Genomic DNA, 26,293 nt, shown 5'->3' with positions numbered 1-26,293 from the left:
TGTTTTCCATCCCTTAAGCAGCCAAAGATAGTTCATGGTTATAGAGAGCTGCAATCAAGTTACACCGCAGCGTGTAGCGACGACGACGATTACGGTAGCGCTCCGACAGAATTCTGAAAATCTTCAGGCTGCGATTTAATGTGTTCAATGCCCATTCGTTCTTGACTCAGAGCACGGTTATACTCTCGCTGCAGGGAAGTCAGTTCACTGTGTTGTGACTTCTTGAAAGGAACATAGCTGTTGGCGTGGTAGGCTGCAATCCCTTGATATCCGCTATCTTGCAGACTCTCGGTATTTGGATGGATATGGATACCTGAAACCTTGAAGATCTGAAAATCATGCCGACGGCCTGGGCCAAAGCTCAGACAGATAATCTCTAAAGTGTTGCGGTCAGCGATAATCTGGCATTTGAGGGTATGTCTCTTTTTTTCCCTGAATAATACGCTTTTTGTCTTTTCTGGGGACGTTCAATGGGCGTTTCAGTCACATCCATCACAACGACATCCGGTCGCTCAAACCCTTGTAGCAGAGATTTCTGACCAGGTAAGCGAAAGAGTCCTGAGTTCATCAGAGCGGTTTCGACCTGGTGGACAATACGGCAGACAGTTGATTCAGAGACTTCCCAATCTCCAGCAATATGGAAATAAGTCCGATATTCCCGCCAATATTGAAGAGCCACCAATAGTTGATCAGGGCGACACAACTTTGGAGGACGCCCTGCATTTGAGCGACCTAGATGATGGGTATGCCATGCGTGGAGCATGCGTTTAAAGGTTTGTTTGTAGACTCCAGTTCGTCGCTTAAAGTCCTTTGCACTCAGCTGTTGGGCTGTTTCGTAATATGGTACTGAAGAGAAAGAACATCAGGCTCAATACCATATCGCAAATCCAAATATGCAAGAGGTCTATTATTCTGCAATAAAAAACAACCTGAGTTCTAAAGTTGAACTCAGGTTGTTTTTTAAGGGTTAAATCAATAGTCGTTAACGGACTTTGGCTGTAAAACCGCTTGCCTTGAACTGCTCAAGTTTTAAGGGGGTTTCTAGGGCATCGGGGACACTCACCCTTAGCTCAAAAGTGCCTTCTCCAGGCTCAACGATATCAATGGCTCCCAACCGTCCCCGGTTTTCCATGGCTGGATTGTTGTTTGCATCAAAGATACGGCCAAATACGTCTGCATCCATCACAGGTTTGCCGGATTTGTTGACCGTTGTCCCCGAAATGATAAAACAGTTGGCCAATCGCATGATTGGTCCTCCACTGGTAACGGTACCCTTGCCAACTTCAGCAGAGCATTCTTCATAGGTGAGATCCTTAAGTTCAATTTGGGTTACTGCAAGGGCAGGTGGGCTGAGGAAACTGCTGACGAGCAACGCAAACGCCATACAAAAACAGGCAAACTTGACACGTAAAGACATAGTGGTTGGATTCATCTGATTAATCATTGAAAACGGTTTTGCTAACTATCTGTCCCAGTGCATTTGCTTGGATCTCTGGTTGGCAATGGTGATGGATCAAATTCTCGCAAAACAGCAGATAGAACAGAGGTAGACACCATAGTATCTACCTCCAGCATTCTATCGTTATCTGTAGTTGTAATTGAGCACAGCCTTAACGAAGGCTATGGGGAAAAGGATTAGGATCCTGCACAGGGGTCTTCTGATTTGGCAGCGCAAGGATCTGCCTTGGCAGCACAGGGATCTTCTTTAGCGGCGCAAGGATCTGCCTTGGCAGCACAGGGATCTTCTTTAGCGGCGCAAGGATCTGCCTTGGCAGCACAGGGATCTTCTTTAGCGGCGCAAGGATCTCCTTTGGCAGCACAGGGGTCATCTTTTGCAGCGCAAGGATCGCCTGACTTTGCAGCGCAAGGATCGCCTGACTTTGCAGCACAAGGATCTGCTGTTTCAGTTGTTTCGGTTCCGTTCTTATCTTGAGCAGCACAGGGATTAGTGCAACCAATCACCAGGCCACCAACACTGAGTAGAGAAACGGTGGCAACCATTGCCATATATTTAACTTTCATTGATACTCTCCATGACGGATTAATCTTTGGTGCAACTAAAATTGCCTAATTAATTGTTGCATTAAATGGAAATTTGGCTGAAATAGGAAGTTCTTTTGGCAAATTTTTCAGAAGGTTCAGGCAGACATTCTTGATTGAGACTGACCAATCTGAAATTTTGCTGAGAAGGAGATTGGGATTGGTTAAGAAAGTGATTTATGGCAGGATTGAAGGATTTTAAACAGTGACCCTAAAGCCTGTTTGGATTGATTCTACATACTTCTCAGGAAAAATTTATTTAGGGGTCAGGGCGATATCATCTGTACAACTTTAAACTTGAGATAGGGCTTTGCTTGAGACCCCTTGATGAGCTGAAACTCTATGCAATCTAGACTCATTCGGTATGAAAGTTTGTTCGCATTTGTCCTTGTGGAAGGCTGTGATTCAAACACTCAAACCAGCGATGTAGATCAACCTGTAGAAGTGATTAAATTGACTCAAACTGGCTGTCAATTTTTGGAGACAGAATCTGAAAATTTCAGGTTCAAAACAACACAGGCAGATGATTGTAAGAAACTGAGCAGCGAAACTTTGGAAAAACGCAAATCCAGTTTTAAGCCTGGGTTTCTATTTGTGGAGGGAAGAGATTAACCCAGTGACTTTACCTAAAGTGAGTGATGGTGACTTCAATCAAGGACAAACTCAATCCTATGCGATTACGCTAAAGCTGGGGAACTACGTCTTCAGTTGTCTCCTGAACCTTACCCCTGACTATCCAGTCAGTGTTCAATAGATTTGAGTCCACTTTGTAGAACGTCAAGATGGTAGACCAAGATTGGTTCGTAAAGGATGATGGCCAAGTGCAACCTTGGTCCCATCAGTCTTTGCCACAGAAGAGAGCGCAAACCTATAGACTGTATCGGTTTTTGACAGAAGTTGAAGATATTTTAGCCGCGACTGACCAAGATCAGGAGCGTTTACAGGCCATTCATCCCCTCGTTAGAGAACTGTTAACGGACTCGGCCTGGTTGCAGTTTGAGATTCAGCCTCCTGACCCTGAAAAAGGCTGGTCGGTCACCATGCTCTACGATGAACCGAATTTTCCCCTAACGGTACAAACGGTGGTTTGGGCACCGGGGCAAACGTCCCAGATTCATAATCATGCAACGTGGGGGGTTGTAGCGCTGGTGAGTGGCCAAGAGAAAAATACGTTTTGGCAGCGGACCCCATCTGATGACTATCCCCACAAAATTGAGTCCGTAGGTGAGTTGACTTTAAATCCTGGCGATACGATTAGCCTAATGCCTGAAGCCATTCACTGTGTAGAGGCATTAGGGGATGAACCGACGGTGACGTTTAATCTTTACGGACTGACGGATTATCAGAACCGATACAGCTTTGATTCAGTTTCCCATACCGCTAAGTTATTTTGAGGGACGGCTAGCGTGGGTGAACTTCCGATCAAATCTTCCCTGGGTAAGGGATGGCGAAACGTCTCTCCTCAGTTGCGCCAAGCTGTGAATCCTAAGTCACTCCAGTTTCGGCTGACGGCTAGTATTGCAGGACTGATTGCTGTGGGGTTAACCAGTGTCGCTGTATGGACGAGCTGGAAGATGCAGCGGATTTTGATTTCTAGTCATAAGCAAAAAATTGTTGATATTAGCGATCGCATTGCGGATGATGTGGTGCTTTATCAACAAGATGAGATGTTCCCGCTGCAAAAGAGTATTGAAAAAGCGATTAACAATCGGTCTGGACGTAATTTACTGCTGTGGGTCAACGATTCCCAAGAAAATTTGGTGGCGATGTCTGCCAATATGTCGGGGCCAACGTGGCAACGATTTGAAGGCCCTGGTTCGTTGGCAACGGCTTTCCGAGACAGCATTGTCCCCAAGGTCTATCACATTCAAGGGCGAGATTTTGTCGCCTGCCATAGCCCTTTAATGGTGAGGAACCAGTCTTTGGGAACGTTATTTGTGGCTCAAGATATTACTGAGGATCAACGCCAGTTTATCGCTAGTGTGCAATCTCTGGCTTTGGCTAGTTCAGTTGCTGTTGTCTTGATCACTTTGGCTTTAACTTGGTATGTGCATCGTTCCTTACGCTCCTTAAGCCAAATGGACTTAATGACAAAAGCCATTTCGCCGGATGATTTAGGGAAGACAAAGGTAGAAATTGATAATGCGCCCAGTGAAATCCAAGAATTGACAGAGACTTTCAATCGGATGTTGGAGCGCCTATCTGAGGCTTGGCATGAGCAGCAGCATGCTACGGAGCGACAGCGAGAGTTTGTGGGCAATGTCTCCCATGAACTGCGAACGCCTCTCACGATTGTCCGAGGCTATTTGCAAAGTATTCAACGGCGGGGCGATAACCTGACTGAAATGCAGCGGGAAGCCTTGGAAATCTCTACGGCTGAGGCGAACCTGACGATTCAGTTATTGCAAGATTTACTGTGTTTAGCCCGAGCGGATGATGGGTATATGCCTTATCATCTGGAGACGTTGATTCTGAACGATGTGGCGGTAGAAGTCGTTAATATGGCAGACAAGTTTAATCAGCGTCAGATTGATTTGGAGTTTGAGTCTCCTCTAATTCCCGTTTTTGCTGATGCGAAGCGTCTCCAACAGGTATTGGTAAACTTGGTGGAAAATGCGATTAAATATTCTGCAACGACGGAACCTGTCACAGTGAAGCTAGAACAACGAGAGGACTCAGCTTTGATTCATGTGTGCGATCGCGGCGATGGTATCCCTCTCAAACAACAGTCCCGCATTTTTGAACGTTTTTATCGATTAGATGAAGCCCGAGCCCGCTGTACCGGTGGCGTTGGTCTGGGCCTCTCCCTAGTCAAGACCTTTACCGAAGGCATGGGAGGACAAGTCAGTGTCCTGTCTGCCGAGGGTGAAGGCAGTACATTCACCGTGACGTTACCCATATCTCCTGAAGCAAAAATATGACAGCACATATTCTCCTGGTTGAAGACGAAACCAAACTGGCTCAATTTGTTGAAATGGAACTGACCCATGAGGGGTATCAGGTGACCGTGGCCAATGATGGCATCGGGGGACTCACCGCTGCTCGCGAGTCTCAACCGGATTTAATTCTCCTGGACTGGATGCTGCCAGGATTCTCTGGCGTTGAAGTCTGTCGACGTCTGCGGGCAACCGGGGATAAAGTTCCCGTTATTTTATTGACCGCCAAAGATGAAATTAGCGATCGGGTCGAAGGGCTAGATGCCGGGGCGGATGACTATATGGTGAAGCCCTTTAGCATCGAAGAGCTGTTAGCTAGGGTGCGAGCCCACTTGCGGCGCACCCAGGAAGAAGATCCCGATGTCCTAGAATTCTCCAACTTGACCCTTAACCAGCGCACCCGTGAGATCTTCCGCGGTGAACGCTCGATTGAGCTAACGGCCAAGGAGTTTGATTTGCTGGTGTATTTGATGATGCATCCTCGCCAGGTATTGACCCGCGATCGCATCCTGGAACAAGTCTGGGGCTACGACTTTATGGGAGACTCCAATATCATCGAAGTTTACATTCGCTACCTTCGTCTCAAGCTAGAAGAGAACCAAGAAAAGCGGTTAATTCAGACGGTCAGGGGCGTGGGTTATGTCATGAGAGAGTAAGCGGCTATTGCTTTGGTAAACGTAAAGTCCAATGAAGGGATGCGCCCTTAACTTGATCCCATGAATGCTCACCCCTTAGGATGAGGCTCAGTTATCGATCTCTGGGCTGAAGCATGATGCTGCAGTCCGATCCTCACCTGAAGCCGACAAAAAACTATGGGACTCTTTGATCAAATCGTTAGCGCTATTGATAACCCAGCCTTACAGGCTAATACCGGCCAATTAGGCAATATCCTGAATACGGTGCAGCAACTTAGCCAACAGCAAGGCATGAACAATAGCTCTACCGAAGCGGCGATGTCTCTACTGGGCAACCATGTCCGTTCTGCATTAAAGTCTCAGTCAGCGGACCAAGCCCAAGCCCTCGTCAATCAATACAGCGGTACGAGTGCGAATGGGGCTGCAGTCAATGCCCTGTTTTCTGACGGACAACAACAGCAAATTGCCCAGGAAATTGCTCAACGGACCGGCTTAAATAGCAGCGTGATTCAAGGACTGTTGCCCGTTCTGGTTCCCATTGTGTTGAATTTGCTCCATAGCGGTTCTTCCCAAGCCAATCCGCAACAGGGTTCTAATCCTGTGTTAAATCAATTTTTAGACAGTGATGGGGATGGTGATGTCGATGTTGCCGATGCCCTGCGTTTAGCCGGAAACTTTTTAGGCCAGCGTTAGCCTTTTAACCAACTTCAACTTCCCTCTGCACTATGGCCAAACTTGAGATCAAACATCTGAATAAGACCTACAACCCTAAGGTTGTGCCTGTTAAAGACCTCAGCTTAACCGTGGAGGATGGTGAGTTCTTGACGTTGTTGGGGCCCTCCGGCTGTGGCAAATCCACGACCCTGCGGCTGATTGCAGGGCTAGAACAGCCCACCCGAGGGGATGTGGTGATTGGACCCGACGTGGTTACCCATAAAAGTGCTGGGGACCGAGATATTGCCATGGTGTTTCAAAGCTATGCCCTCTATCCCCATATGAATGTCTACGACAATATTGCGTCAGGACTGAAGCTGCGCAAAATGTCTAGCACTGATATCCAGCAGCGGGTGGCTGAAGCCAGCCGAGTCCTCAACCTCGATGACTTGATGCGTCGTAAACCAGGGCAGCTATCCGGGGGACAACGGCAGCGGGTGGCCTTAGGACGAGCCTTAGTGCGTAACCCGGCAGTATTCCTGTTAGATGAGCCGTTGAGCAATTTAGATGCCTTGCTGCGAGAGCAGGTGCGAGCAGAACTCAAGCAGCTATTTGAAAAGCAAAATGCCCCGGTTGTCTACGTCACCCATGATCAGACAGAGGCGATGACGCTTTCATCTAAGGTAGCAGTGCTCTACCAAGGGGATTTACAGCAGCTCGATCCGCCCCAACAAATTTATTCCCGGCCTGCCAACCAGTTTGTAGCTGGATTTATCGGCAGTCCTCAGATGAATCTGTTAACCCTCAGGTGTGAGAATCAATCAGCTATTCTCGGGGAGACTCGGATTCCTCTACCGAGTAGTGCCGTGAGTCCTCGGGAAATTGTCTTAGGCATCCGGCCTGAACACACCCGGCTGACTACTCCGGGCGATTCCACCACAATCACGGGGCAAGTCTACCTGGTGGAGAACTTGGGGATGAGTAATCTCTTGAGCATTAAAGTTCAGGGCGGTGAAGAGACCATCCGGGCTCTATTGCCCACTGACCAAACCTGGTCAGGAGAGACGATTTCGGTGGCATTGCCTTCAAATCAGCTGCACTGGTTCGATGTGCAATCGCAAATGCGGTTGGAATAGCCTTGAAGATGGGCTGAACGAAAGAAAGCCAGACTAGAAGAAGAGCTTGTCACTGATTGAGATAACACCGACACGCTCTTGAAGCTATACCGTCATGGAATTGGGACGTTTAGCTTTTAGGTGTGGAATATATTCTTCGCCCAAATTGTGATCTTTTATGCCATCGGAACTAGGTCTTCCTAGGTCTTTCAGTCGACCTTCCAGGCGAGTTAGGAATTTTGTAAATCGATTCAGGTCAGATTCATCATATAAATCACCATCTTCATCAAAATACTTAACTTGTCCTACATCTGTATAACCAATGTTGGGAATTCTCGCGACAACATCATTGTTATTGATCACGCGGAAGGTGTTAGACCTTAAGGGGGGATTGAATTTGTTTGTAAACGTTTGATCGCCTACTCTGGGCTGTCCATAGGTGTAAACCCCACTGACTTTGCCAGCACTACTTTCTTGTATTGCCCAAGAGGCAGCAGCGAGAATTGCCATTGCTCCTCCCAAACTGTGGCCTGTGAACCACAATGAGCGTTGTGTGCCTTGCATTTCCTTTCGGACTCTGTCCTTCATCAGCACCTGAGTATCGTCATCTTCGATCGTCCAAACATCGGTAAATGCTTTTAGGAACCCTCGATGAACGTTGCCTCCCAAATAGTTCACTTTTTTGAATCTGGCATTGTTTCCCCAATCTCTCGAATCTTTCTCACTTCCTTGAAAAGCAACTACTACACTTTCTGCGTTGACGAGCACTAAAGCTTCCGAATCATTAATTTCATTATTCTCATTGTGGAAAAAGTAAACGTCGTCATAGCCCCAATTTTTGGCAGTCTTTACGACCTCAGCTTTTTGAGTCTCACTTTCATTGAATGGTTCATAAACTAATTGAGAAATAAGGGCAAAGGCATAAGCATTCTCGGCGTCATAATCTGTTGCAGATGAATTGAAATTAAATGCGGTCCCTTTTCTATTTGCGAGAGGTTTAGCCGTACTTTTATCAGCCATAGCAATCGATTCTCCCAATGAATTCTGCAGTGAATCAAGTGAACCTAAAAATGCAGTCAATCCAAATAAGAAATCTCTTCTCTTTATGGACATAATCTGTTCCTTATGAGGTGGTGTTAACAAGGAGGGGGATCTCTGGGCATGTGGAAGTATTGCACCTAATCAAGTGATTTATAGATGGCTTAAAAATCCTGCTTAGCCATGTCATCAAGATGTAAAATCTTAAAGTTTATGCAGATGCGAAAGCGATATATGTCCGCATCTTTGGCCTAAACTTTGGAGATCAGAATGCTTGAGATATGAAAAACTTCAATCGGATTCGCCCAGATATTTGTGATTGATAAACTCTACGGATTCAGCAGCTTCGTTAGCTGTTCTCATTGAGATGCTTGGAATTGCTTTTCTAGTTGGACTAGCAGGAGGGAACCACCCAAAACTCCTGACATTCCATCCACTTTTGGGTAGGAGTGATGGATCAACACTAGAAATATTAGTGGGTAGCTTGTAACTGAAGGCCCCATTTTTGGATTTAGTTAGTCGGCTACGGAAAACACTTTCCGTATGACAACTGACGCAATCCGTATTGAAAAAGTGGGATTTTTGAGGATTAGCAATAATGTCAGGAATATCCTGTAACTGCGGGGTTGGACTGCCTTGAACAACAGAGTTCCCTAATCTAGCTGTAGTGGTGGGGCCAAGCAACATAGCTGTACTGACCCCTTGGTTCCGATCAATATTGGTAGGCGTGGGGGTTGGAATAATGCGTTGACCAAAGCTTGTCCCAGTGATCATTTGAGCATTTTGTCCCCCAAGTGTTGGGAAAGCCTGTTGTACAAAGGTTCCATCTGGTTGTCTAGACATCGCAAAGAATATCCAGGGTTCTTCGGTTCCATCTAGCCCCATAAATGCAACACCTCCGAGTTGTTGTTCTGAAAGGTGTTTTTGTAGAAATTGCTTTAGACTGCTTTCGAACTTAGCTTGTTTGGCTTTGAGACCTGGATGAATACTTAAATTCCCGTTGGTTTCAATTCCAGCTAACTGTAGGTCTGCCTTTAAGATCTTTAAATCATTAACGATTTCACGAAATTTACGTTCATCTGGTATGGCTTTGGGTGGTCCATTGGGGATAGCTGGTGTATCCACCCCTTGGAGGTATCTGAACACTAGATGCGCTGTCAAATCATGGATCTTAGGCCCAGCAGCACTGACAGTTACGGGCTGAGCAACCACACGGATTTGCGGTGCACAACCAAAGACCTGATTAATGGCTTTGTCCGTGCCGGGTGCGCATGGATCTACCCTGACCCCTACCACTTTCCAGGTGTCTATCTGCTGGATCTGAGGTGCGAAGGTTCGACCAAAGTCAATCGTATTGTTTGAGACTTTAACCGTTTGCGCTTGGTTAATAACAGAATCAAATACTTGCTGTGGCCATATTTTCCCGCCGGTTAAAGTTTCTTCTCCCACGGAAATGAGTCTTGCCACGTCTTGTTGAGTGGTGGGGATAGGCCACAGGAAGGAGACATCATTGATGTCCAGAGTTAATGTATCAGCTATAGAGGGAGAAATTGGCATCATCAGACTCAAAGTAAATCCGATGCAAGCTATGAATAGCCCTATAAATCTAGATATAGTCTTCATTGCATTATTAAATCCATGAGCTTTGCCCAAATATCACTTTTTGCATGCTTGGGTTCTAGCAAGATATATGACTGCTATTATTAGCTTTTTGCTACTAGAATCTAGCTGCCACAATGGTTGTAAATTGGGCAATATATTTATGATTGATTGTCTATGAATCTGTCAGATTGATATTGAATTTTTATGCTATTTGATACATTTTTTTTACGCTATGACTGCAGAAATGCTTAACAATTTACAGCCTGATAATTTGGCTTAGGGAAGATTTTGATTGTATAAAAAATGCTTTTTAATGAGTTTTATTTTCTTCCTGTGAGCCGCTGATTAATGCTTGTGTTTTGTCAGTCGGATGCTTTTATTTGCCTAGAAAAACTAGTTGATAAGCTATCTAGCTATTGTTGCTACTAAGCTCGCTGTCTTGCTTGTAAGGTGTTGGTCTGCTGGCCATGTCATGCTAAAAATTACACTATCTTTACTGCTCAAATAGTCTGAGATTCTTCTTTGCTCTACTATTTTTGATTTAGCGATTATATTGTGAGAACTGTTGTTGTAATAGTGAATGGGTAAGCAGTGCTGCCTTTGTTGAGTTCGCAACTACTGAGACGGCTGAATAGGTTCGTGACATGATTTTTAACAGCGCTCTCCAACATAGCAAGGAAGCTCTGCAATTTAGTGATGGCTCACCGTACTGGCAATTAGACTTAGGACTTTCCGTTCTGGGCTTGAACTGACGGGGGCAACTGCCCTAAGTGTCAATTGAAGCTACATGTTCCAATTTGGGTCAATGTAATGCATCACCTGGAAAAATGCTTAGCAGGATCTATTCTTGAGCCGTTTGGACATTTTCCTGCGCTCAAAATGTGTGCAACCTATTACGAGGGATCGGAACGGCTTCTCATAAAGCTCTAGCCAGCCCAATCACCGAATGGCAAAAAGGTTCACTCATAACAACTATTATTTAGTCACTGGATGATAATAGGGCTAAATAGCCAGTCTCGCCTTATTTATCAGGGAGTTTGAACTTTAGAGTCCTGGAACGAGGACTTACAGCTTATTATGTCTATATAATGAATAACATGAATGCTGAGGGGACATTCGATTGGCAACTGAACTAGACATTGAAAGAAAAGCTGGCGACGAAGGCGATCGTAAATACTGCTGGCAATGCGATTTTGTAACCCGAATGCACATGACCAAGTGCATCGTGTGTGGGGCTCCACTGTACGACAAGCCTAAGCATAAACGTATTACTCAACCCCAAAGTAACTTGCCATCTGACGATAAAGCTAAGCGACCGAATAAGAAAACAACGGTGCTTCTGAGTTTTTTACTCTTTGCAGGGGCCGTCAGTGCTGCGATCGCATTAATCAGTCCTTGGAAGCGAGCGACTGAGCCAGTTGCCAGTCCTGGCCCTGCCAATATTGAGGTTTTAGGCGATACGTTCTTGGGATACAGTACCCTCTGGGATCAAGACTTTCAGAAAAAGCTCAAAGATGCTGAAATTACCATTGGCTATGCAGATGAGCTAGATCAGGAAACGAGATCGCAGAAGCTTTCCAGTGGTGAAGTTGATTTTATGGTAACGACCATCAATCAACTGTTTGAGACCCCCAATACCGGCAAAATCGTCGCCATGTGGGACTGGACCCGGGGTGCTGATCGTTTGGTTCTGAACAATAAGCAATTTCCCCAAGTCACAACGATTCAAGGGTTGAATCGTGCAGCCACCCAAGCAGCCCAGCAGGGCGAACTCCTCTCCATCATTTTTGCGGGTAATACCCCTAGCGAATATCTTAGTATTCTGTTGGCTGATAAGTCGCCAGATTTTGCGTTGGAGAAATTCAATATCATTCGGGTGGATGATTCATCAACGGCTTGGCAGCGGTTTCAGAATCCCAAACCCGGAGAAAATATCGTTGCCGGAATTTTTTGGGAACCTTACGTCACTCAGGCCAACCGAGCCGGGTATATCCCTTCTCTTTCCTCTGCCCATGTTCAACGATCGATTGTTGATGTAGTAGTGGCCTCTCCCCAAGTCCTGAAGGAGCATCCTGGTAAGGTTCAAGAGTTTGTCAAGGCCTACTATGAGCATATTTCGCGACGTGCCATTGATAAAACTGCTTGGCGACAGCAGTTTGAAAATTTAGGGGGATTGACTGCATCAGAGTCCTTGAACTTTTTACAAGGCGTGTACTTTTTTGATGCCAATTGTGCCAATCACTGGATGAATGGCCCGACCAAACTACTACGTCAGCGTCTCAATTACACCAAACAGGTGTTATATGGCAGTGGCCGTCTGACCGCTACGCCGAATAATGTGGATCAACTCTATGATGGTCGCTTTGTGGCTGAACTGGCAACGTCAGATGCTGCTGCGAGCTGCCCTGCGTTACAATCAACTGCCAAACCTGCCCCTACGCCTAAACCGGCTCCTGCATCCTCAACCCCACAGCAGACTGAGGCAAAGGCAACGACAACAACACAAACAACGATTGCCATTCAGTTTGAAGTAGGGGCGGCGCAATTAAATGACCAGGCCAAAAAGTCATTGGATCAGGTATTGGACACAGCTAATCCTGACGATACGGTGCGGATTACTGCCACTTTTGCGGATGCCAGTAGTGCGAGGGCTTTAGCACTCCTCAAAAGCCGAGCAACGGCGGTGGAGCAATATGTTGTAGATAAGTTGCCTACAGCCAGTGTTCAGACGACTTTGAATTCTGGTGGTTCAGAAAGCCCTAATATTAGAGTCTCGATTGGCAAAGGATTCACACCTTAACTGATCCTAGCGTTAACATTTCATTAGATACGCAAAAGGCCCTAAAGCATCAATGGCAGATTATGACGTCCTCGTGATTGGTAGCGGCATCGGAGGACTGATCGCTGGCAGTTTGTTGGCCCGATACGGTAAACGTGTACTCATCTGTGAGAGCCATGCAATTCCAGGTGGGGCAGCCCATGGGTTTCAGCGCCAAGGTTTTCATTTTGATACTGGCCCCTCCTTTTATTGTGGTCTCAGTGACCCTCACAGCCTGAATCCAGTTCGCCAAGTCTTGCAGGTTTTAGGCGAAACCGTCGATGCGATCGCATATGACCCTCTTGGCTACTATCACTTCCCCGCAGACGACCCGGCTGGGCATTTAGCAAGGGGCTTCCCCATCTATGGAGATGCCCAAAAGTACCGAGACGCCGTCGCTCAAATTACCCCTGACGGTGCTCGTCAGCTCCAGAAACTGGAACAAGATTTTCTGGCCCTATTTGCCCCGCTGAAACAAATTCCTCTCCTCACCCTCCGCAGCAATTGGACCTTGATTCCCTGGCTGATCCGGCATCAGCCTATGGCTTTAGCCCAGCTATTGCCCCAGCTCCGCAATATTCAGAGTTCTGCTGGAGCCATGCTCGATCGCACCGTGAGGGATCCTTGGGTGCGTCGCTTGTTCGATTTGGAATGCTTTCTACTCTCAGGGCTTACAGCCCAAGACACCGTTGCCCCGGAAATGGCGTTTATGTTTGGGGAACGGTCTGGTTCCACCATTGATTATCCCGTCGGCGGCAGTCCTGCCATAATCCAAGCCCTGATTCGAGGTTTAAAGAAGTGGGGGGGAGACCTGCGCCTCAAGGCCCATGTGGACCAAATCCTCGTGAAAGGTGGAAAAGTTCAGGGGATTCAGCTTAAGAATGGGGAACGCTTAACGGCCCCCATTGTCATTTCCAATGCTACGGTCTGGGACACCTTCAATCAGCTTCTCAAACCGGAGGATGTACCGCCGGCCTATCGACGACGATCCTTAGCTACCCCTGCGGTTGATAGCTTTATGCACCTCCATGTGGGCATCTGCTCTGATGGACTGTCGGACCTCCCAGGACATCATGTGGTCATCCATAGCAACCAGCAGCCCATCATTCATCCTGGTAATACCTGCATGGTGTCGATTCCCTCAGTTTGGGATGCGTCCCTCGCCCCCGAAGGACATCATGTTATTCATACCTATACCCTGGAACCCTTTGCCCCCTGGGAGCAGGTGGTGGATTATGAACAGTTGAAGCAGGAGCGGGCCCAGTCACTCTATCGAGCCTTAGAAACCGTGATACCGGATGTGCGATCGCGCATCACTCTAGAACTCATCGGCACCCCCCTCACCCATCGTCATTATCTCCGCCGCCATCGAGGCACCTATGGTCCTGCTATTGCTGCTGGCAATGGAACCTTCCCTAGTTGCCATACCCCTATATCGGGCCTGTATCGAGTGGGGGATTCAACCATGCCTGGCATTGGTGTACCCGCAGTGGCTGCTTCCGGTATCCTCTGCGCCAATACCCTAGTCTCCCCACAGCAGATTCAGGATTTACTACAAACACTAGTGCCGTAAAGCATCAGTCTTGTTTTACCGTGCTTGGCCTTTGACAATAACCGTTTGATCCTGAAAATTCAGATCTTTAATTTGGAGCTGTCCCAACTGAAGATTAACAGGGTTGTCTAAAAGATCGGATGGAAGATTGATGCGATCGCGCAGATCTGCATAGGAGAATCGAACATTGCCTACAACCAACCTGGCATCTTTGCCGAGGACGACCTTCCCTTGTTGGATCTGAGGTTTGCCCTCCACCCCCACATAGATTTCCTTGTCTTGTAAAACCGGGAAACTTTGCAGTAGTCCCTTGACCGTTGCTTGATACTCAGACGGCAATTGATCTAACGGCAATGCCGACGTATCCACCACAATCCCGGTTTGGAGTTGACCGGCTTCAATCTTGGTATTCATCGCTTTGATGGAAGTAATCACTTTAGGACTGCGAGCTTGGACTGGAAGAGACGTGACCACAAACTGATTGAATTCTTGGGCCGTTAATTGCACTTCCGGTGTCTGGGAGGCAGTGGTACCGAGGACGCGATCAACTTTTTGGTGCAGGTCAAAAGCTAAGCGCTCTATCTCAGCCGGTTCATCGACTTGGGCGGGCAGTAATGTGGAAGGAGCTGTTTCCGGTGTTGAAGGCCGGGTATACCAATCCGGGAGATGGGTAACCTGCTGCCAGGTATAGGCCAGCCAGCCTCCACCGCCCAGGACCAACAAGAAGGCGACCAGTCCTATCTTTTTAAGCATGCAAACCTACTTCAAACCTAAGCCGAGCTGAAGACTTGGTTCCCCCATTCCAAGACCAACGATTTATGACGTCGAATCCTGCCTAGGAGTTTCAGCTAGATTTTTAACCATCGCAATATGCAGCATATCTGCCTGGAGAAAGGGGTCTCCCCGCCGTTCGAATCCAAATTGCTCGTAAAATGATGCTGACTGAGATTGGGCATACAGAATAGCTGTCGCAAATCCCTGCTGTTGGGCATATTGCAGGGCTGCGGTGGTAATCGCTTTACCAATTCCCTGCTGACGAAAGCCCTCCAACACGGCTACCCGCTCAATTTTGGCTTGGGTTCCATCTCCATAGGCTCTAATCCGGGCAATGCCGACGGGCTGCTGTTGCCAATAGGCCACGAAGTGATTAGCAGTTTCATCTTCTCCATCCATATCCAGCTCCGGATCAATATTTTGCTCGATATGAAACACTTGCTGCCGAATTAAAAAAATATCGTTGGCATGGTCCGCATAGATGGTTCGCGTAACCTTCAACTCGGAATCTAGGGATGAATCGATGGGCATGGTCACTCCTGTTACCAAGAGCCATATTCTAAATCGATTGCTACCATCGATCTACCCAATCAGCTTAGACCGTGATCAGCTTGATGTTGTTGATGCCTGAAGAGGTCAACAGCAGATACGAATTGCCTAATCTTGAGGAGAGCGGCCTACCATTGACGCCACTTGGGAGAATACTGATCCAGCAGCTTCTCGGCCTCAGGAATAGTCATTCCTCGCTCTTTAGCAAAAATCTCTATGGGTGGCCATCCCCTTGTGCCAGTCGAGTGGAGGGTCCATTCAGAGTTGATACGTTTCAAGGTGGCTAACCCTCCTGTAGGCCCATCAATCCATCTGGCTAAAGCATATGCATCCGAAATCACGATACGCTCCACTTGTGCTGTAGGGGCAAGGGACTGTAGCAGAGTGGCACGAATGGCTTCTTCGTCGGCCAGGGGATTCGCTATTTTAATCTGGGGGGTAGCCTGTCCAGGTGGCGAAGTAGTCGATACATTATGGCTTTGAGGCTTTTGACTTCCTGCATGGCTGCAAGCCATCAAGAGTGCCATTGTACATAAACATCGGTGTTTCAATTGATGCCCCCATACAGTCACAAAAGTCTATTTTCTCCAGCCATGATTCCAGTGTTGTCTATAACCTGGATAGGCCTTGTACTGTTATGCTGCCCAGCAGGGTTCGTTCATGTGAATCATACGGGGGGCCGTTGCTAAAACGCTGACAAACGTGCTTATCAATCTACGGGCGATGGGACGCAGTTCCTGAGAGGGAGATAGAACATGAACGTAGCCCATGTAGGGTTAATGGATGATTCTTACGCTCAAGATTGCAGGTTTCGTCCCCGCTAGCTCAACGGTTCAAGCTTAAATGGAATAGTGGGGGCTTTTTAGGGTGATGGCTTATAGGGCAAAGAAGAATGGTGGAGGTTGATTAACAGCTTGCCACTGTTCGCTTTTTGATACCCGAAGGTGTATTCAACCTTTAAGTCTTGGCCTGTGCGAGCATTCGTAAAGTAGTAGTTGCCAATGGCAACCGCCGAATCACTATCGATGGCAATTTTTGAATTCTCGAAACGGACCTTGCTCCAGGGCTGAAGAGCAAATCCTTGATCTTCAGGGACAATACCCGTCACAAAGTACGAGATGGCTTCTGCTTCTGTGGGCCGAAATTGCTTCTTGGCGGCTTTGGTGGGCTTAAACAGGATAGGTCCCTCATCATAGGCATAAAGAGCGTCGACAATATTTTCCGCTAATATTTGATAGGCAGCGTTGTTGCCATGAGCTTTACCGATCCTGACAATGGCATCTCCCCACTCTTTTTGAGCCTGAAGAATTTCCTCCTGGGTAATCGGGGAAGCAGGTGTTGGCGGGGTGAAGCTGACTTGATGGGTATAGCTGGTGAGTAAGCTACCTAACACGCCTCCCAGGGCAAACGCCACCCACGCGTTGAATTGAAAGGGCATGAAGAGGGTATTCCTTTGAACGATTAATCTTTGAGCACGGCTTGACGTGTTTTACAGTTTGCCGAACGCTGATTTTTTCGCCTACTATCTACTGACTAGTTTTGCACCTAGACCAGTAGTATCCACCTGGATATCCGCCTAATTGGATGAAGTTAGATCAACCCTTCTCGAACGGCTTTTGCTGCAGCTTGAACCCGGTCATCCACGCTTAACTTATTCAAAATCATCCGTACATAGGACTTGATGGTTCCGAGGGATAGATACAGCTGGTTGGCAATTTCTTGATTGGAGCAGCCTTCACTGATTAACTGCAGAACTTCTCGCTCTCGATCACTAAGTACGGTTGCCGGAGCAGTTTGTCGATGGGCAGGTGCGGTTGTGGGGGTGTTTGCAGACTTTAGCATGGAGGCTAGCTTATGGGCGATTTGAGGATCTAAGTAGGTCCCTCCCCCTTGAATTAAGCGAATGACGGCTAGTAATTGCTGCCAATCAATACTTTTTAAGCAGTACCCATCAGCCCCAGCGGCGAGCATGCCGACCACTTGATTGTCTTTACCAAAGGCGCTTAGGGCCAGAACTCGGATATCTGGGCAGGTCGCTTTAATTTTTTGGGTGGCAGAGATGCCATCCAAAATAGGCAGTTCAATATCCATCAGGACGATATTGGGTTGAAGCTGTGCCGCTAAGTCAATCGCCTGTTGACCATTTTCGGCCTCGCCGATCACTTCAAAATCGGACTCTAAACTAAATTGCCCTTTTAGCCCCATCCGCATCAGGGCATGGTCTTCTACGAGGAGTAAGTGAATCGGTTGCTCAGACATGATAACCTCTTGGGTTTAGGCCGTACCGTTGAGTGATGGTGAAGCCTCGATAGGCAGCGAGAACCAGAACGTCGCGCCCTGACCGATGGTGCTTTCTACCCAAATCTTCCCTCCATGAGCTTCAATAATTTGACGACAAAGGTACAGTCCCAACCCCGCTCGACCTTGGCGACCGGTTCCTTGAGAAAATCGTCGAAATAAGTGTTTCGCATCTTTCTCCTTCAGCCCCGGCCCGTGATCACGGACGGCAACTTGAACCTGGCTAGGTTGGGATGACAGGACCTCGATCCGAATGGTTTTGCCCTGGTCGCTTAAGCGTACGGCATTTTCGACCAAATTAAGGAGAACCCGTTGAATTTCAATGGCATCCCCAATCGCATCAGGCAAGTTGGATTTAATATCAGTTTTTAAGTGACATCTGTCTTGGGTGCTTTGCTGAATCCAAAGGGTGACGCGATCGCAAATCTTATGCCAATTCAACCGCTCTCGATTGAGGATACGACTTCCCTCGGCTTCGTAGCGACTAATATCGAGCAGGGTTTCCACCAGCTTAATCAGGTTGTCATTGGCGTCTTGAGATTCCCCCAATATCTCTTTGAAGGAGTCACTAACGTCGCCAAAAGCCCCGCCGACCATGGCATGTAAGGTACTGCGATTGGCGAGTAATGGGGTACGTAAATCATGGGAGAAGGTGCGGATTAAATCTTCAAGCTGTTGGTTTCGTTGCTGAATCTTTTCTTGTCGATTGCGAATATCTTGGGCCATATCATTGAGAATGATGGCGAGTTGGCCCATTTCATCTTCTGAGGTATGGGTGATTTGGACCTCGAGTTGACCTGTTTTCCAGGCTTGACCGACTTTCATCAGGTGTTGAATCGGAGAAACCATTCGACGGCGCAGGAGTCCAAAGTTGCCAACACTGCCAATCGTAATCACGCCAATGCTGAGACCACTCAATACGAAACTCAGCTGATTGAGCCATTCCAAGTGGGCTAGCCGCCTATTTTGTGCGTTTAAAAGTCCCTTTTCGTACAGCAAAATGCCATCAATCGTGCCTCGTAACGTATCCAATGACCCCAGCTGGGATAAGTCCTCAAGTTCAAAGGAGCCGGACAAGACGGGCTGCACAAATTGATCTTCCCATTGGGAATGGAAGGTGTAAATGTCGCCTAAATTATCCTTGAGAGACGGATCATCTTGGAGGAGATTGGATAAGCGATCTAGGCTGGTGCTAAAAGCAGTTCGACCATCTCGATACTGTTGGAGAAATTCTTTATCTTTGTTGAGCAAGTATCCACGAAGGGCCACTTTTTCTTCTAGAGCGGCTCTAAGTAAACGCTCACTTTCTCGCTTAATTTTGAAGGTTTGGGTGATACGGTTGACGTTGCGTTGCTTCTGAATATTGACGACTAAGCTTAACCCTTCTTGGGTTAGTAACAGCAAAATAAGCACCGTCAAACTGACGTATAACGGTGCAAATAATCGCTTTTTTAAAAAGGAAACCATTTCAATCGTCTTAGCAACTGCCCAACCCGTGACTTACAGACAATTTACAGGGCTTTGCTGTGATCTGAAACAGGGGTTAATCCTCTTAGGTTTCCCCCCAGAAGCCCAGACCACACTTATAGCTATTGCTCTACTCAGTTCTTTCTTTATGGCTCCTTAGACATCGAGAGCCGTTACCGTTCAACAAGCCTGTATACGTGGGAAATAGTCTGCCCAAAACAGCCAATGATACCGGTGGATATCCAGGTGGATGATACCTGAAGACTAGCCTTTTACCCTCTAAGAAATAACCAGTAGACAGTTGTGACTGTCAGTGCAAAGTAGCCATATTAATACTATCAGCAAATAAAAATGTTCGATTTGATTCGTCAAAACATAACTAACTCAAAAAGAATTGCTGAAATAACTATTTGAACCACTGTTCAGAACTAACCCATCAACCCTATCCCCATTACTTTTCAAAATGTCAAAGCACATCTTAATGATCGTTTCTAACTCAGCTACCAGCACCACCGGCAAACCTGTGGGGATTTGGGCTGCTGAACTGATCCATCCTTACGATGTGTTCAAAGCTGCTGGCTGTCAGGTAACCATCGCCAGTTCCCAGGGTGGTCCTGTTGAACTTGACGCCCTGAGTGACCCCCGTGATTCATCGGGATTCTCATCGTTAGATATCCTCTCAGCAAAATACCTAACGCAATCGACGTTTACGGATCAGCTATCGAATACCCCTGCGATCGCAGATCTCAATACGCACGACTATGATGCCATCTTTGTTTGTGGCGGTCAGGGAACCCTCTACACTTTCCCGGAAGACCAGGCTTTAACCGATTTATTTGTCAGCTTTTACCAAGACGAGAAACCGAGCGCGACCCTCTGTCGAGGTGCTTGCTTACTCCTAAATGCCACCTTGGATAATGGCGAACCGTTGATTCAAGGCAAAATGATCACGGGATTCTCCAAGAAAGAAGAGCAGTGGATGGATCAAAACGTTGGCCCGATGATGGTTCCTTTCGTTCTAGAAGAGGAGGCCAAAAAACGCGGTGCAAAATTTGTGGCGAGTTCTGCTTTCACACCATTTGCAATGCAGGACGGAAACTTGATTACTGGCCAGCAAAGAAATTCTGGTTTCCAAACGGCGGGTTTAGTCTTAAAGGCGTTGGATTTAGACTTTGATGATTCACACTAAAGGCGATTCACCTTCCATTGTTCAGGCTCCTCCCTTTCATGGGGTAGGAAGAGAGTGATGGCGATTGGACAGCACTGTTCACTTGATCATGCGGTCAAAGTAAAACGATCAATATAAGTTGAAAGCGGCAAGAAGATTCAAAATTGCGGAGAACCGATATCTTTGGGCGGTTCTCCGCAATTTTTCTGAGCTAGACCTAGGAATGAGGGGAGGATTTCTCTCCATCCTGTATAGGGTTCTCATGATTTTCGATCACCCCTTGGGTATTGCATATTGGATGTAACGAAACAAACAGAGCGGTTGTTACCGCTTCACTGATAACAGCCAATGCGAGGTACAAAACTATGATGATTCGTTACTGGAATCCGATTGAAGAAGCAGATGCGATCCGTCATCAACTCGATCGCCTCTTTGACGGTATGTTGGATACGGACACGTCCACCGTCAATTGGTCCCCTGCAATTGAAGTCTGGGACCAAGGCAATGCCCTGGTCCTCAAAGCCTTCTTGCCAGGGGTTAAGGCGGACGATTTGGATATTCAGGTGACTCGAAAGTCCGTTTCCCTGTCAGGTCAGCGCCATGCCGAGGACCTACCAGAAGATGCCAAGCGCCTCTACTCTGACATCCGTTATGGACAGTTCCAACGGGCCACCAAGCTGCCGGTGGAAGTGCAAAACACCAAAGTAGATGCATCCTTTGAGCAAGGTTTGCTCACCCTCACCCTGCCCAAGGTTGAAGCCGAACAACACAAAGTGGTGAAGGTTAACTTGACTGGCGAGTCACCTGCGATTGATGCAGCTGACGATGCCTAACCGCCAGCTCTCTCTCTTGGGTCTAACGATTGACTGGACCGAGTTCTAGTAATACCTGCCTCGAGGGGTAAAATGCTCCTCGAGGTTTTTTTTGCGTGAATTTTTGATGGGGGTATAGGCCGTCAGGTAAATATTCATGAGGAAGCCCCCTGGAAGCTAGGTATAAATTCTCAATATCTGCTATGACTGACTTACAAACAGAACGCCCTTGTTATGTTTCTGGGAACTACTATAGAAGCAACCGTTGTCCGGGTGGTTGATGGCGATACCATTCGAGTTCTGCTGCCCTATTTAGACCAAGAGAAGTCCCTGCGTCTACTCAACCTTGAAACAGAAGAATCGAATTCGGGCAGTAATAAGATCATTACTCCCTGGGGCCAACAGGCTAAAGAACGAGCCGAGAGGTTTTTTCAGCCTCAGGATCAGGTGACTTTGGAATATCCTGGCACGGAACCCGCAGACATTTGTCATCGCCGTTATCAAGACAATTATGGTCGTCCGCTCTTGCTGATTCACAAACAGGGGGTAGATTATCAAGAAGTGATGATTCGCGAAGGATACAGCCCCTATTTCAATAAATATGGCAATGCTGCATTTCCTGAGTATCATCAGCGGTATCAACAGGCAGAACGAGATGCCCAGCAGGAAAATTTGGGAGTTTGGGACCAATTAGCGGTCAATGGCGAAAAAATCCATAATTATGCCGCTTTAGGGATTTGGTGGAGTCTCAGAGCCGAAATTATCGATGGGTTCCGTCAATATAAAGCTCACCAGCCAGACTTGCTCAACTCCCGATTAGACTTTGAAGAGATTGTGGCAAGAGCCCAGCATCAGCAGAAGGTTGTGGTGTTTACGGAGTTGCGATCGCTCCGCCGTATCACTGCCACGAGTGCCCGAATCGAGATTGGCTCGGTCAAACAGCCCTTTAGTCTATATATTCCCAACACGGAATCTCCCACAGGCAAAGCCATTGTGAATCTGTTGAATAATCGATACTTCAGTATGGATAATGCGCCTAAGCGGAGTTATGCCTATGTGGCCGGACAATTACGGATGTTCAATAAAAATCCCCAAATCACGATTAAATCAACATCTCAGATTATGGATGAACCCGTGTTGTCTGCTATAACACCCCTGAGAAAAGTGGATAAGTTAGCTTCAGCCTAATGACGCTTTGCCCAACTCATCTAGGCAGATACTAGATGGATGTTGTGTGACATACGGAATGTGATGGGGAGAGTGAAACGTTACTCCGTCAAACAATCCCAACCTGCTGCGGGAGAATTTTTAGCCTGAGATAGCACTATCCATGAACTCACTAATTCAGCGCCAAATTGCCTTTAATCGCAGTAGCAATAATGCTTGGGATGCCTTTTCAGAACATCGCAATCAAGTCACGTCGTTGTTGAAGTATGGCTCGGACTCGTCTCGTCTATGTATTTTGGGTGCTGGCAATTGTAATGATCTGGATTTGACGACTCTGATCCATTCCCACCCAGAGATTCATCTAGTAGACCTTGATGGGGATGCCTTAGCCCAGGGAGTAGCCAAGCAAAATCTCGCAGATCAGGGTCATATCTACTTGCACAGTGGGATTGATTTAACCGGAATGATTGATCCGATTTCCCACTGGTCCCCCAATACACCCCTTTCAAAAACGGATATTGCTGCCTGTATTGATGCTCCAACTCACTGCCTTGGACAACTCCCAGGTCCTTTTGACGTGGTGGCCTCAACCTGTCTCTTGAGCCAGTTGATTAAAAGTATTGTGGATACGATAGGTGAAGATCATCCTCAGTTCGTGGAGGTAATTCAAGCTATTCGTTTGGGGCATTTGCGCTTGTTGCTAAAGCTTTTGAACTCAGGTGGTTGGGGGGTGCTGGTTACAGATGTGGTTTCTTCGGATTCCTATCCGCCATTGGCCAGTGTTCCCACACAAAACCTAAGTCAGGTGCTGGTGCAGCTGATTCGACAGGGAAATTTCTTCCATGGTGTAAATCCCGCTGCAATCGTCAATCTCTTTGGTCAAGATCCGGTTCTCAGCCAGCAGGTGGCTAGCCTAGAACCCGTTGGCCCCTGGCATTGGAATTTTGGTCCACGTCACTATGCAGTTATTGCCGTGAAGTTCCAAAAAAGGTGATATTCGCTTCTCTTTGGGAATGGCTAGATCGCCAACATTTCCTCTGCCAAAGCAAACCAGGCACAGAGGGATAGTGCAATATCCCTGACCGCTTTAACCCAGTTCAGCCAACACTTTTCGGACGGTTTGCAGAGCTTTATCCACCTCTCCCTCACTAACGACTAAGGGAGGCACGAAGCGAACAACCTTGGGGCCAGCTGGAACGAGTAGTAAACCTGCTTCCATCGCTGCTTTAATCACTTCAATCGAAGTAAGTTCAATCTCATCCTTCAAAACCAAGCCATTAATCAGCCCCCATCCTCGAACTTCAGCAATTAGGTTTGGATATTGGGATTGAATCGTATGCAGTCCTGCCCGTAACTGTTCTCCTCGCTGGGCGGAATTGTCTAGTAAATTTTCAGTTTCCAGCGTATCGAGGACGGCTAGGGCCGCAGCACAGACAAAGGGATTTCCCCCAAAGGTGCTGGCATGGTCTCCCGGTTGTAAAACACTGCAAAATTCTTTGCTGAGCATGGCCCCAATTGGGATGCCCCCCGCCAACCCTTTCGCTAGGGTAAACACATCGGGTTCAATACCTAGATTCTGATACCCCCAGAGTTTTCCGGTTCGGCCAATGCCGACCTGAACCTCATCCAGAATCAGCAAGATTCCAGTCTGATCGCAAATCTGGCGTACGCCTTGGAAGTATTCCAGTTGTCCGGGGCGCACCCCTCCTTCTCCCTGCAAAGGTTCTAGGAGGATAGCTGCAACTCGTCGTTGGTCGTGATCTAAGGTGGCGATTTTATCCTTGAGGGCGGCCAAATCGTTAAACGGCACATACACAAATCCAGGCACCAGCGGATCAAAATTCTTTTGATACTTCGGCTGTGCGGTAGCGGTAATAGTGGCTAGGGTCCGGCCATGAAAGCTAGCATCCGCCGTCAAGATGATCGGCTGCTCAATATTCAAAACTGTATGGGCATACTTCCGGGCTAGTTTGATTGCCCCTTCGTTGGCCTCCGCCCCTGAATTACAGAAAAAGGCGCGATCGGCACAGGAGTGCTGGGTCAGCCAATGGGCGAGATCACCCTGTGGGGGGATGTAATACAGATTAGAGACATGGTGGAGGGTTTGAATTTGGGCCGTAACTGCTGCCACTAGGGCAGGATGAGCATGGCCCAAGGTGCAGGTGGCAATCCCGGCGACAAAATCTAGATACTCTTGCCCATCTGTGTCCCAGACGCGACAACCTTGTCCTCGCTCTAGGGCGATGGGGAAACGACCGTAAGTGGTCATTACATCCTGATCAAAGTTGGTGGCACTAAAGGATTGAGCGGATACCGCAGACGGATCTTGAGCAAGTTCAGTAGGGCTCACAAGCACTCCTGCACGGACGAAAGGTTGACTTACATTGTAGAGGCAGATTTTTGTAAGTTGCGATCCAATCCAGCTTTGACCCAATTAATACAGGCTAATTCACTGGCAAAAATCTTGGGAGCGGCAATATTATTTAGCCGAGTGGGTGGATAGTGATCGTAAAAGAATTTGCCCGCAATCTCTGAAATAATCACCAGGTTCTGCTTGTAGATATAGCGCTGTTTAAAGTAATCCATGGTGGGAATAGCGGACACCTCCGCCTCTAAATGCTCCTGAGCAATATCCAAAATGCCTTCTATGCGACTGGAGTGCAGGCCTGCCGGGTTATTGGCTCGATGCCATTCACTGCGGCTACTAAGTTCAGACAACAAGCGATAGGCATAGATAGGGGTTTGGGCAATCTCACTATAGATATAGGGAATGATCAGATGTCCGCGATAAACCACGGACTGCTCGTACATGAGTCGTCGAGGAGAAATCATGGGGAGGATTACTGAGTAAGGGCTTTCCAAAATTGCTGCATATTGTCCAACAGACCGGGTTTACGGTTGTCTTCCGTTGTCGTCGATGACGCCAAAAGCTGACCGATCCGTTCGCCTGAAGGACGGCTTTCTTCTGTGGCCAGAATCTGGTGCTCATCTTCTTCCCCCTCGGCCCACCAAATCTGCCACTCGCTGGGGTAGGACCGAATCACGGCTCCCCGTTCTAAAGGCAGAAAAGAATAACAAGATTCAATATTGTTGAGGAATCGCTCTCGCAGGGTCCGTCCGGCCATGCCAATCCCGACAATGGAAACATCTTCTAGCTTGGGATTTAGCAAAATACAGACGCGATCACCCGCCTGACTACAGATTTGCTCTACCTTACCCACTTCTACGGGGGTGGGGGCAATAAAAACAAAGGCATCATTTTCGGGCTGCACTGGGTCTATTAATTCTTCAATTCCTCGCAACTCGTAGGAAATATCTTTCCATTGATGACGGGCTAAAGCGGCTGCCCCCGTATCAGAGAAAAAGACTTTAACGTTCTCACCTAGATTGGGCAGTTGGCTGAGATATTGCTGGGCGACGGGTAAGGGCTTAAGTTCGGGGATGGCAATCTCAATCTGTAGCAGGGTTTTGTGATCTGCGATCGCAGATTTCGTTGCCTCAACGGCTTGGGATATTGACGTTTCCAAAGAATCGGGAAAGACCATCTGCACTTCTCACCGGAACAATAGACTAGGTTGAACTGAGGTCAATCCTCAGGGCCACAAGGTGCCCCTCACTATTTTGACCTATAAGTCCCCCCAAACCAAATCGGTACGCTCAGGTCTCGT

At 47.5% G+C, this 26,293-nt stretch carries 25 protein-coding genes and 1 pseudogene; 12 read left to right on the top strand and 14 right to left on the bottom strand.

All coding sequences use genetic code 11. The annotated features are described in order from the left end of the window. Positions 1-13: 13 nt before the first annotated feature. From AM1_RS06640 to AM1_RS06630, 3 genes and pseudogenes are all read right to left on the bottom strand, one after another. Positions 14-820: pseudogene (locus AM1_RS06640) on the bottom strand (IS5 family transposase). Positions 821-982: 162 nt separating this feature from the next. Further along, a complete protein-coding gene (locus AM1_RS06635; RefSeq protein ID WP_012162042.1) occupies positions 983-1,444 on the bottom strand; it encodes a hypothetical protein in 462 nt (153 codons plus the stop codon). A gap of 191 nt (positions 1,445-1,635) precedes the next feature. Further along, the gene (locus tag AM1_RS06630; protein WP_012162041.1) at positions 1,636-2,022 is read right to left on the bottom strand and encodes a hypothetical protein; all 387 of its coding nucleotides are present in this window, start codon (positions 2,020-2,022) and stop codon (positions 1,636-1,638) included. A 634-nt stretch (positions 2,023-2,656) separates the two neighbouring features. Here AM1_RS06630 and AM1_RS42055 point away from each other — a divergent pair. The 6 genes from AM1_RS42055 (at position 2,657) to AM1_RS06600 (ending at position 7,401) form a co-directional block, all read left to right on the top strand. Continuing rightward, entirely contained in the window at positions 2,657-2,794 is a 138-nt protein-coding gene (locus tag AM1_RS42055; protein WP_012162039.1) for a hypothetical protein, read from the top strand. Positions 2,795-2,822: 28 nt separating this feature from the next. Continuing rightward, complete coding sequence (locus AM1_RS06620; protein WP_012162038.1) at positions 2,823-3,434, top strand: cysteine dioxygenase family protein; 612 nt, start codon at positions 2,823-2,825, stop codon at positions 3,432-3,434. Between the two features lie 12 nt (positions 3,435-3,446). After that, complete coding sequence (locus AM1_RS06615; RefSeq protein WP_012162037.1) at positions 3,447-4,961, top strand: sensor histidine kinase; 1,515 nt, start codon at positions 3,447-3,449, stop codon at positions 4,959-4,961. Further along, a complete protein-coding gene (locus tag AM1_RS06610; RefSeq protein WP_010478060.1) occupies positions 4,958-5,632 on the top strand; it encodes a response regulator transcription factor in 675 nt (224 codons plus the stop codon). The genes AM1_RS06615 and AM1_RS06610 overlap by 4 nt, the downstream gene beginning before the upstream one ends. A 156-nt stretch (positions 5,633-5,788) precedes the next feature. Beyond that, a complete protein-coding gene (locus tag AM1_RS06605) occupies positions 5,789-6,304 on the top strand; it encodes a DUF937 domain-containing protein (protein ID WP_012162036.1) in 516 nt (171 codons plus the stop codon). Between the two features lie 32 nt (positions 6,305-6,336). After that, entirely contained in the window at positions 6,337-7,401 is a 1,065-nt protein-coding gene (locus tag AM1_RS06600; RefSeq protein WP_012162035.1) for an ABC transporter ATP-binding protein, read from the top strand. Between the two features lie 84 nt (positions 7,402-7,485). Here the strand turns inward: AM1_RS06600 and AM1_RS06595 are convergent, their stop codons facing one another. Next, positions 7,486-8,493 carry a lipase family protein gene (locus AM1_RS06595; protein ID WP_012162034.1) on the bottom strand — a complete coding sequence of 336 codons (1,008 nt, stop codon included), beginning with the start codon at positions 8,491-8,493 and terminating at the stop codon, positions 7,486-7,488. Positions 8,494-8,709: 216 nt separating this feature from the next. Continuing rightward, positions 8,710-9,978, bottom strand: a complete 1,269-nt coding sequence (locus AM1_RS06590) for a hypothetical protein (RefSeq protein WP_041659288.1) — start codon at positions 9,976-9,978, stop codon at positions 8,710-8,712. Between the two features lie 1,162 nt (positions 9,979-11,140). Here AM1_RS06590 and AM1_RS06585 point away from each other — a divergent pair. After that, the gene (locus AM1_RS06585; protein WP_012162032.1) at positions 11,141-12,820 is read left to right on the top strand and encodes an OmpA family protein; all 1,680 of its coding nucleotides are present in this window, start codon (positions 11,141-11,143) and stop codon (positions 12,818-12,820) included. A 52-nt stretch (positions 12,821-12,872) separates the two neighbouring features. After that, a complete protein-coding gene (locus AM1_RS06580; RefSeq protein WP_012162031.1) occupies positions 12,873-14,411 on the top strand; it encodes a phytoene desaturase family protein in 1,539 nt (512 codons plus the stop codon). A gap of 15 nt (positions 14,412-14,426) precedes the next feature. On the opposite strand, the gene AM1_RS06575 is transcribed toward AM1_RS06580, so the two are convergent. The 6 genes from AM1_RS06575 to AM1_RS06550 form a co-directional block, all read right to left on the bottom strand. Further along, positions 14,427-15,143, bottom strand: a complete 717-nt coding sequence (locus AM1_RS06575; protein WP_012162030.1) for a hypothetical protein — start codon at positions 15,141-15,143, stop codon at positions 14,427-14,429. Between the two features lie 63 nt (positions 15,144-15,206). Further along, the gene (locus AM1_RS06570; RefSeq protein ID WP_012162029.1) at positions 15,207-15,695 is read right to left on the bottom strand and encodes a GNAT family N-acetyltransferase; all 489 of its coding nucleotides are present in this window, start codon (positions 15,693-15,695) and stop codon (positions 15,207-15,209) included. A gap of 146 nt (positions 15,696-15,841) precedes the next feature. Continuing rightward, on the bottom strand, positions 15,842-16,228 hold the full coding sequence (locus AM1_RS06565; RefSeq protein WP_012162028.1) for a hypothetical protein: 387 nt from the start codon (positions 16,226-16,228) through the stop codon (positions 15,842-15,844). Positions 16,229-16,575: 347 nt separating this feature from the next. After that, positions 16,576-17,151 (bottom strand): hypothetical protein, encoded by a 576-nt coding sequence (locus AM1_RS06560; protein WP_012162027.1) that lies wholly within the window; start codon positions 17,149-17,151, stop codon positions 16,576-16,578. 152 nt (positions 17,152-17,303) lie between these two features. After that, positions 17,304-17,972 carry a response regulator gene (locus tag AM1_RS06555; protein WP_012162026.1) on the bottom strand — a complete coding sequence of 223 codons (669 nt, stop codon included), beginning with the start codon at positions 17,970-17,972 and terminating at the stop codon, positions 17,304-17,306. Positions 17,973-17,987: 15 nt separating this feature from the next. Then, complete coding sequence (locus tag AM1_RS06550) at positions 17,988-19,478, bottom strand: ATP-binding protein (RefSeq protein WP_012162025.1); 1,491 nt, start codon at positions 19,476-19,478, stop codon at positions 17,988-17,990. 481 nt (positions 19,479-19,959) lie between these two features. Here AM1_RS06550 and AM1_RS06545 point away from each other — a divergent pair, with 481 nt between their 5' ends. From AM1_RS06545 to AM1_RS06530, 4 genes are all read left to right on the top strand, one after another. Further along, positions 19,960-20,667: a type 1 glutamine amidotransferase domain-containing protein gene (locus tag AM1_RS06545; protein ID WP_148215686.1), complete on the top strand. Its 708-nt coding sequence runs from the start codon at positions 19,960-19,962 to the stop codon at positions 20,665-20,667. A 344-nt stretch (positions 20,668-21,011) separates the two neighbouring features. Then, positions 21,012-21,479, top strand: coding sequence for an Hsp20/alpha crystallin family protein (locus AM1_RS06540; RefSeq protein WP_041659284.1), 468 nt, complete (start codon positions 21,012-21,014; stop codon positions 21,477-21,479). 213 nt (positions 21,480-21,692) lie between these two features. Continuing rightward, positions 21,693-22,646: a thermonuclease family protein gene (locus AM1_RS06535; RefSeq protein ID WP_012162020.1), complete on the top strand. Its 954-nt coding sequence runs from the start codon at positions 21,693-21,695 to the stop codon at positions 22,644-22,646. A 142-nt stretch (positions 22,647-22,788) separates the two neighbouring features. Further along, positions 22,789-23,619, top strand: a complete 831-nt coding sequence (locus AM1_RS06530; RefSeq protein WP_012162019.1) for a hypothetical protein — start codon at positions 22,789-22,791, stop codon at positions 23,617-23,619. A 93-nt stretch (positions 23,620-23,712) separates the two neighbouring features. On the opposite strand, the gene AM1_RS06525 is transcribed toward AM1_RS06530, so the two are convergent. Genes AM1_RS06525 through AM1_RS06515 form a run of 3 tightly spaced genes read right to left on the bottom strand, consistent with a single transcriptional unit; the run spans position 23,713 to position 26,170 of the window. Then, complete coding sequence (locus tag AM1_RS06525) at positions 23,713-24,975, bottom strand: acetylornithine transaminase (protein ID WP_012162018.1); 1,263 nt, start codon at positions 24,973-24,975, stop codon at positions 23,713-23,715. A 29-nt stretch (positions 24,976-25,004) separates the two neighbouring features. Then, positions 25,005-25,457 (bottom strand): hypothetical protein, encoded by a 453-nt coding sequence (locus AM1_RS06520; RefSeq protein ID WP_012162017.1) that lies wholly within the window; start codon positions 25,455-25,457, stop codon positions 25,005-25,007. 8 nt (positions 25,458-25,465) lie between these two features. Beyond that, positions 25,466-26,170, bottom strand: coding sequence for a DUF1995 family protein (locus AM1_RS06515; RefSeq protein ID WP_012162016.1), 705 nt, complete (start codon positions 26,168-26,170; stop codon positions 25,466-25,468). Between the last annotated feature and the right edge of the window lie 123 nt (positions 26,171-26,293).

It is taken from the genome of Acaryochloris marina MBIC11017, from assembly GCF_000018105.1.
Classification (GTDB): Bacteria; Cyanobacteriota; Cyanobacteriia; order Thermosynechococcales; family Thermosynechococcaceae; genus Acaryochloris; species Acaryochloris marina.
This window is presented reverse-complemented; position numbering and strand designations above follow the sequence as displayed.

What these genes read in the sequence shown, in the direction of transcription:
- AM1_RS06635 (WP_012162042.1), bottom strand. Translation starts at nt 1,444, where the DNA reads ATGATTAATCAGATGAATCCAACCACTATGTCTTTACGTGTCAAGTTT.
- AM1_RS06630 (WP_012162041.1), bottom strand. Translation starts at nt 2,022, where the DNA reads ATGAAAGTTAAATATATGGCAATGGTTGCCACCGTTTCTCTACTCAGT.
- AM1_RS06620 (WP_012162038.1), top strand. Translation starts at nt 2,823, where the DNA reads ATGGTAGACCAAGATTGGTTCGTAAAGGATGATGGCCAAGTGCAACCT.
- AM1_RS06610 (WP_010478060.1), top strand. Translation starts at nt 4,958, where the DNA reads ATGACAGCACATATTCTCCTGGTTGAAGACGAAACCAAACTGGCTCAA.
- AM1_RS06605 (WP_012162036.1), top strand. Translation starts at nt 5,789, where the DNA reads ATGGGACTCTTTGATCAAATCGTTAGCGCTATTGATAACCCAGCCTTA.
- AM1_RS06600 (WP_012162035.1), top strand. Translation starts at nt 6,337, where the DNA reads ATGGCCAAACTTGAGATCAAACATCTGAATAAGACCTACAACCCTAAG.
- AM1_RS06595 (WP_012162034.1), bottom strand. Translation starts at nt 8,493, where the DNA reads ATGTCCATAAAGAGAAGAGATTTCTTATTTGGATTGACTGCATTTTTA.
- AM1_RS06590 (WP_041659288.1), bottom strand. Translation starts at nt 9,978, where the DNA reads ATGATGCCAATTTCTCCCTCTATAGCTGATACATTAACTCTGGACATC.
- AM1_RS06580 (WP_012162031.1), top strand. Translation starts at nt 12,873, where the DNA reads ATGGCAGATTATGACGTCCTCGTGATTGGTAGCGGCATCGGAGGACTG.
- AM1_RS06575 (WP_012162030.1), bottom strand. Translation starts at nt 15,143, where the DNA reads ATGCTTAAAAAGATAGGACTGGTCGCCTTCTTGTTGGTCCTGGGCGGT.
- AM1_RS06570 (WP_012162029.1), bottom strand. Translation starts at nt 15,695, where the DNA reads ATGCCCATCGATTCATCCCTAGATTCCGAGTTGAAGGTTACGCGAACC.
- AM1_RS06565 (WP_012162028.1), bottom strand. Translation starts at nt 16,228, where the DNA reads ATGGCTTGCAGCCATGCAGGAAGTCAAAAGCCTCAAAGCCATAATGTA.
- AM1_RS06560 (WP_012162027.1), bottom strand. Translation starts at nt 17,151, where the DNA reads ATGCCCTTTCAATTCAACGCGTGGGTGGCGTTTGCCCTGGGAGGCGTG.
- AM1_RS06555 (WP_012162026.1), bottom strand. Translation starts at nt 17,972, where the DNA reads ATGTCTGAGCAACCGATTCACTTACTCCTCGTAGAAGACCATGCCCTG.
- AM1_RS06550 (WP_012162025.1), bottom strand. Translation starts at nt 19,478, where the DNA reads ATGGTTTCCTTTTTAAAAAAGCGATTATTTGCACCGTTATACGTCAGT.
- AM1_RS06545 (WP_148215686.1), top strand. Translation starts at nt 19,960, where the DNA reads ATGATCGTTTCTAACTCAGCTACCAGCACCACCGGCAAACCTGTGGGG.
- AM1_RS06540 (WP_041659284.1), top strand. Translation starts at nt 21,012, where the DNA reads ATGATGATTCGTTACTGGAATCCGATTGAAGAAGCAGATGCGATCCGT.
- AM1_RS06535 (WP_012162020.1), top strand. Translation starts at nt 21,693, where the DNA reads ATGTTTCTGGGAACTACTATAGAAGCAACCGTTGTCCGGGTGGTTGAT.
- AM1_RS06530 (WP_012162019.1), top strand. Translation starts at nt 22,789, where the DNA reads ATGAACTCACTAATTCAGCGCCAAATTGCCTTTAATCGCAGTAGCAAT.
- AM1_RS06520 (WP_012162017.1), bottom strand. Translation starts at nt 25,457, where the DNA reads ATGATTTCTCCTCGACGACTCATGTACGAGCAGTCCGTGGTTTATCGC.
- AM1_RS06515 (WP_012162016.1), bottom strand. Translation starts at nt 26,170, where the DNA reads ATGGTCTTTCCCGATTCTTTGGAAACGTCAATATCCCAAGCCGTTGAG.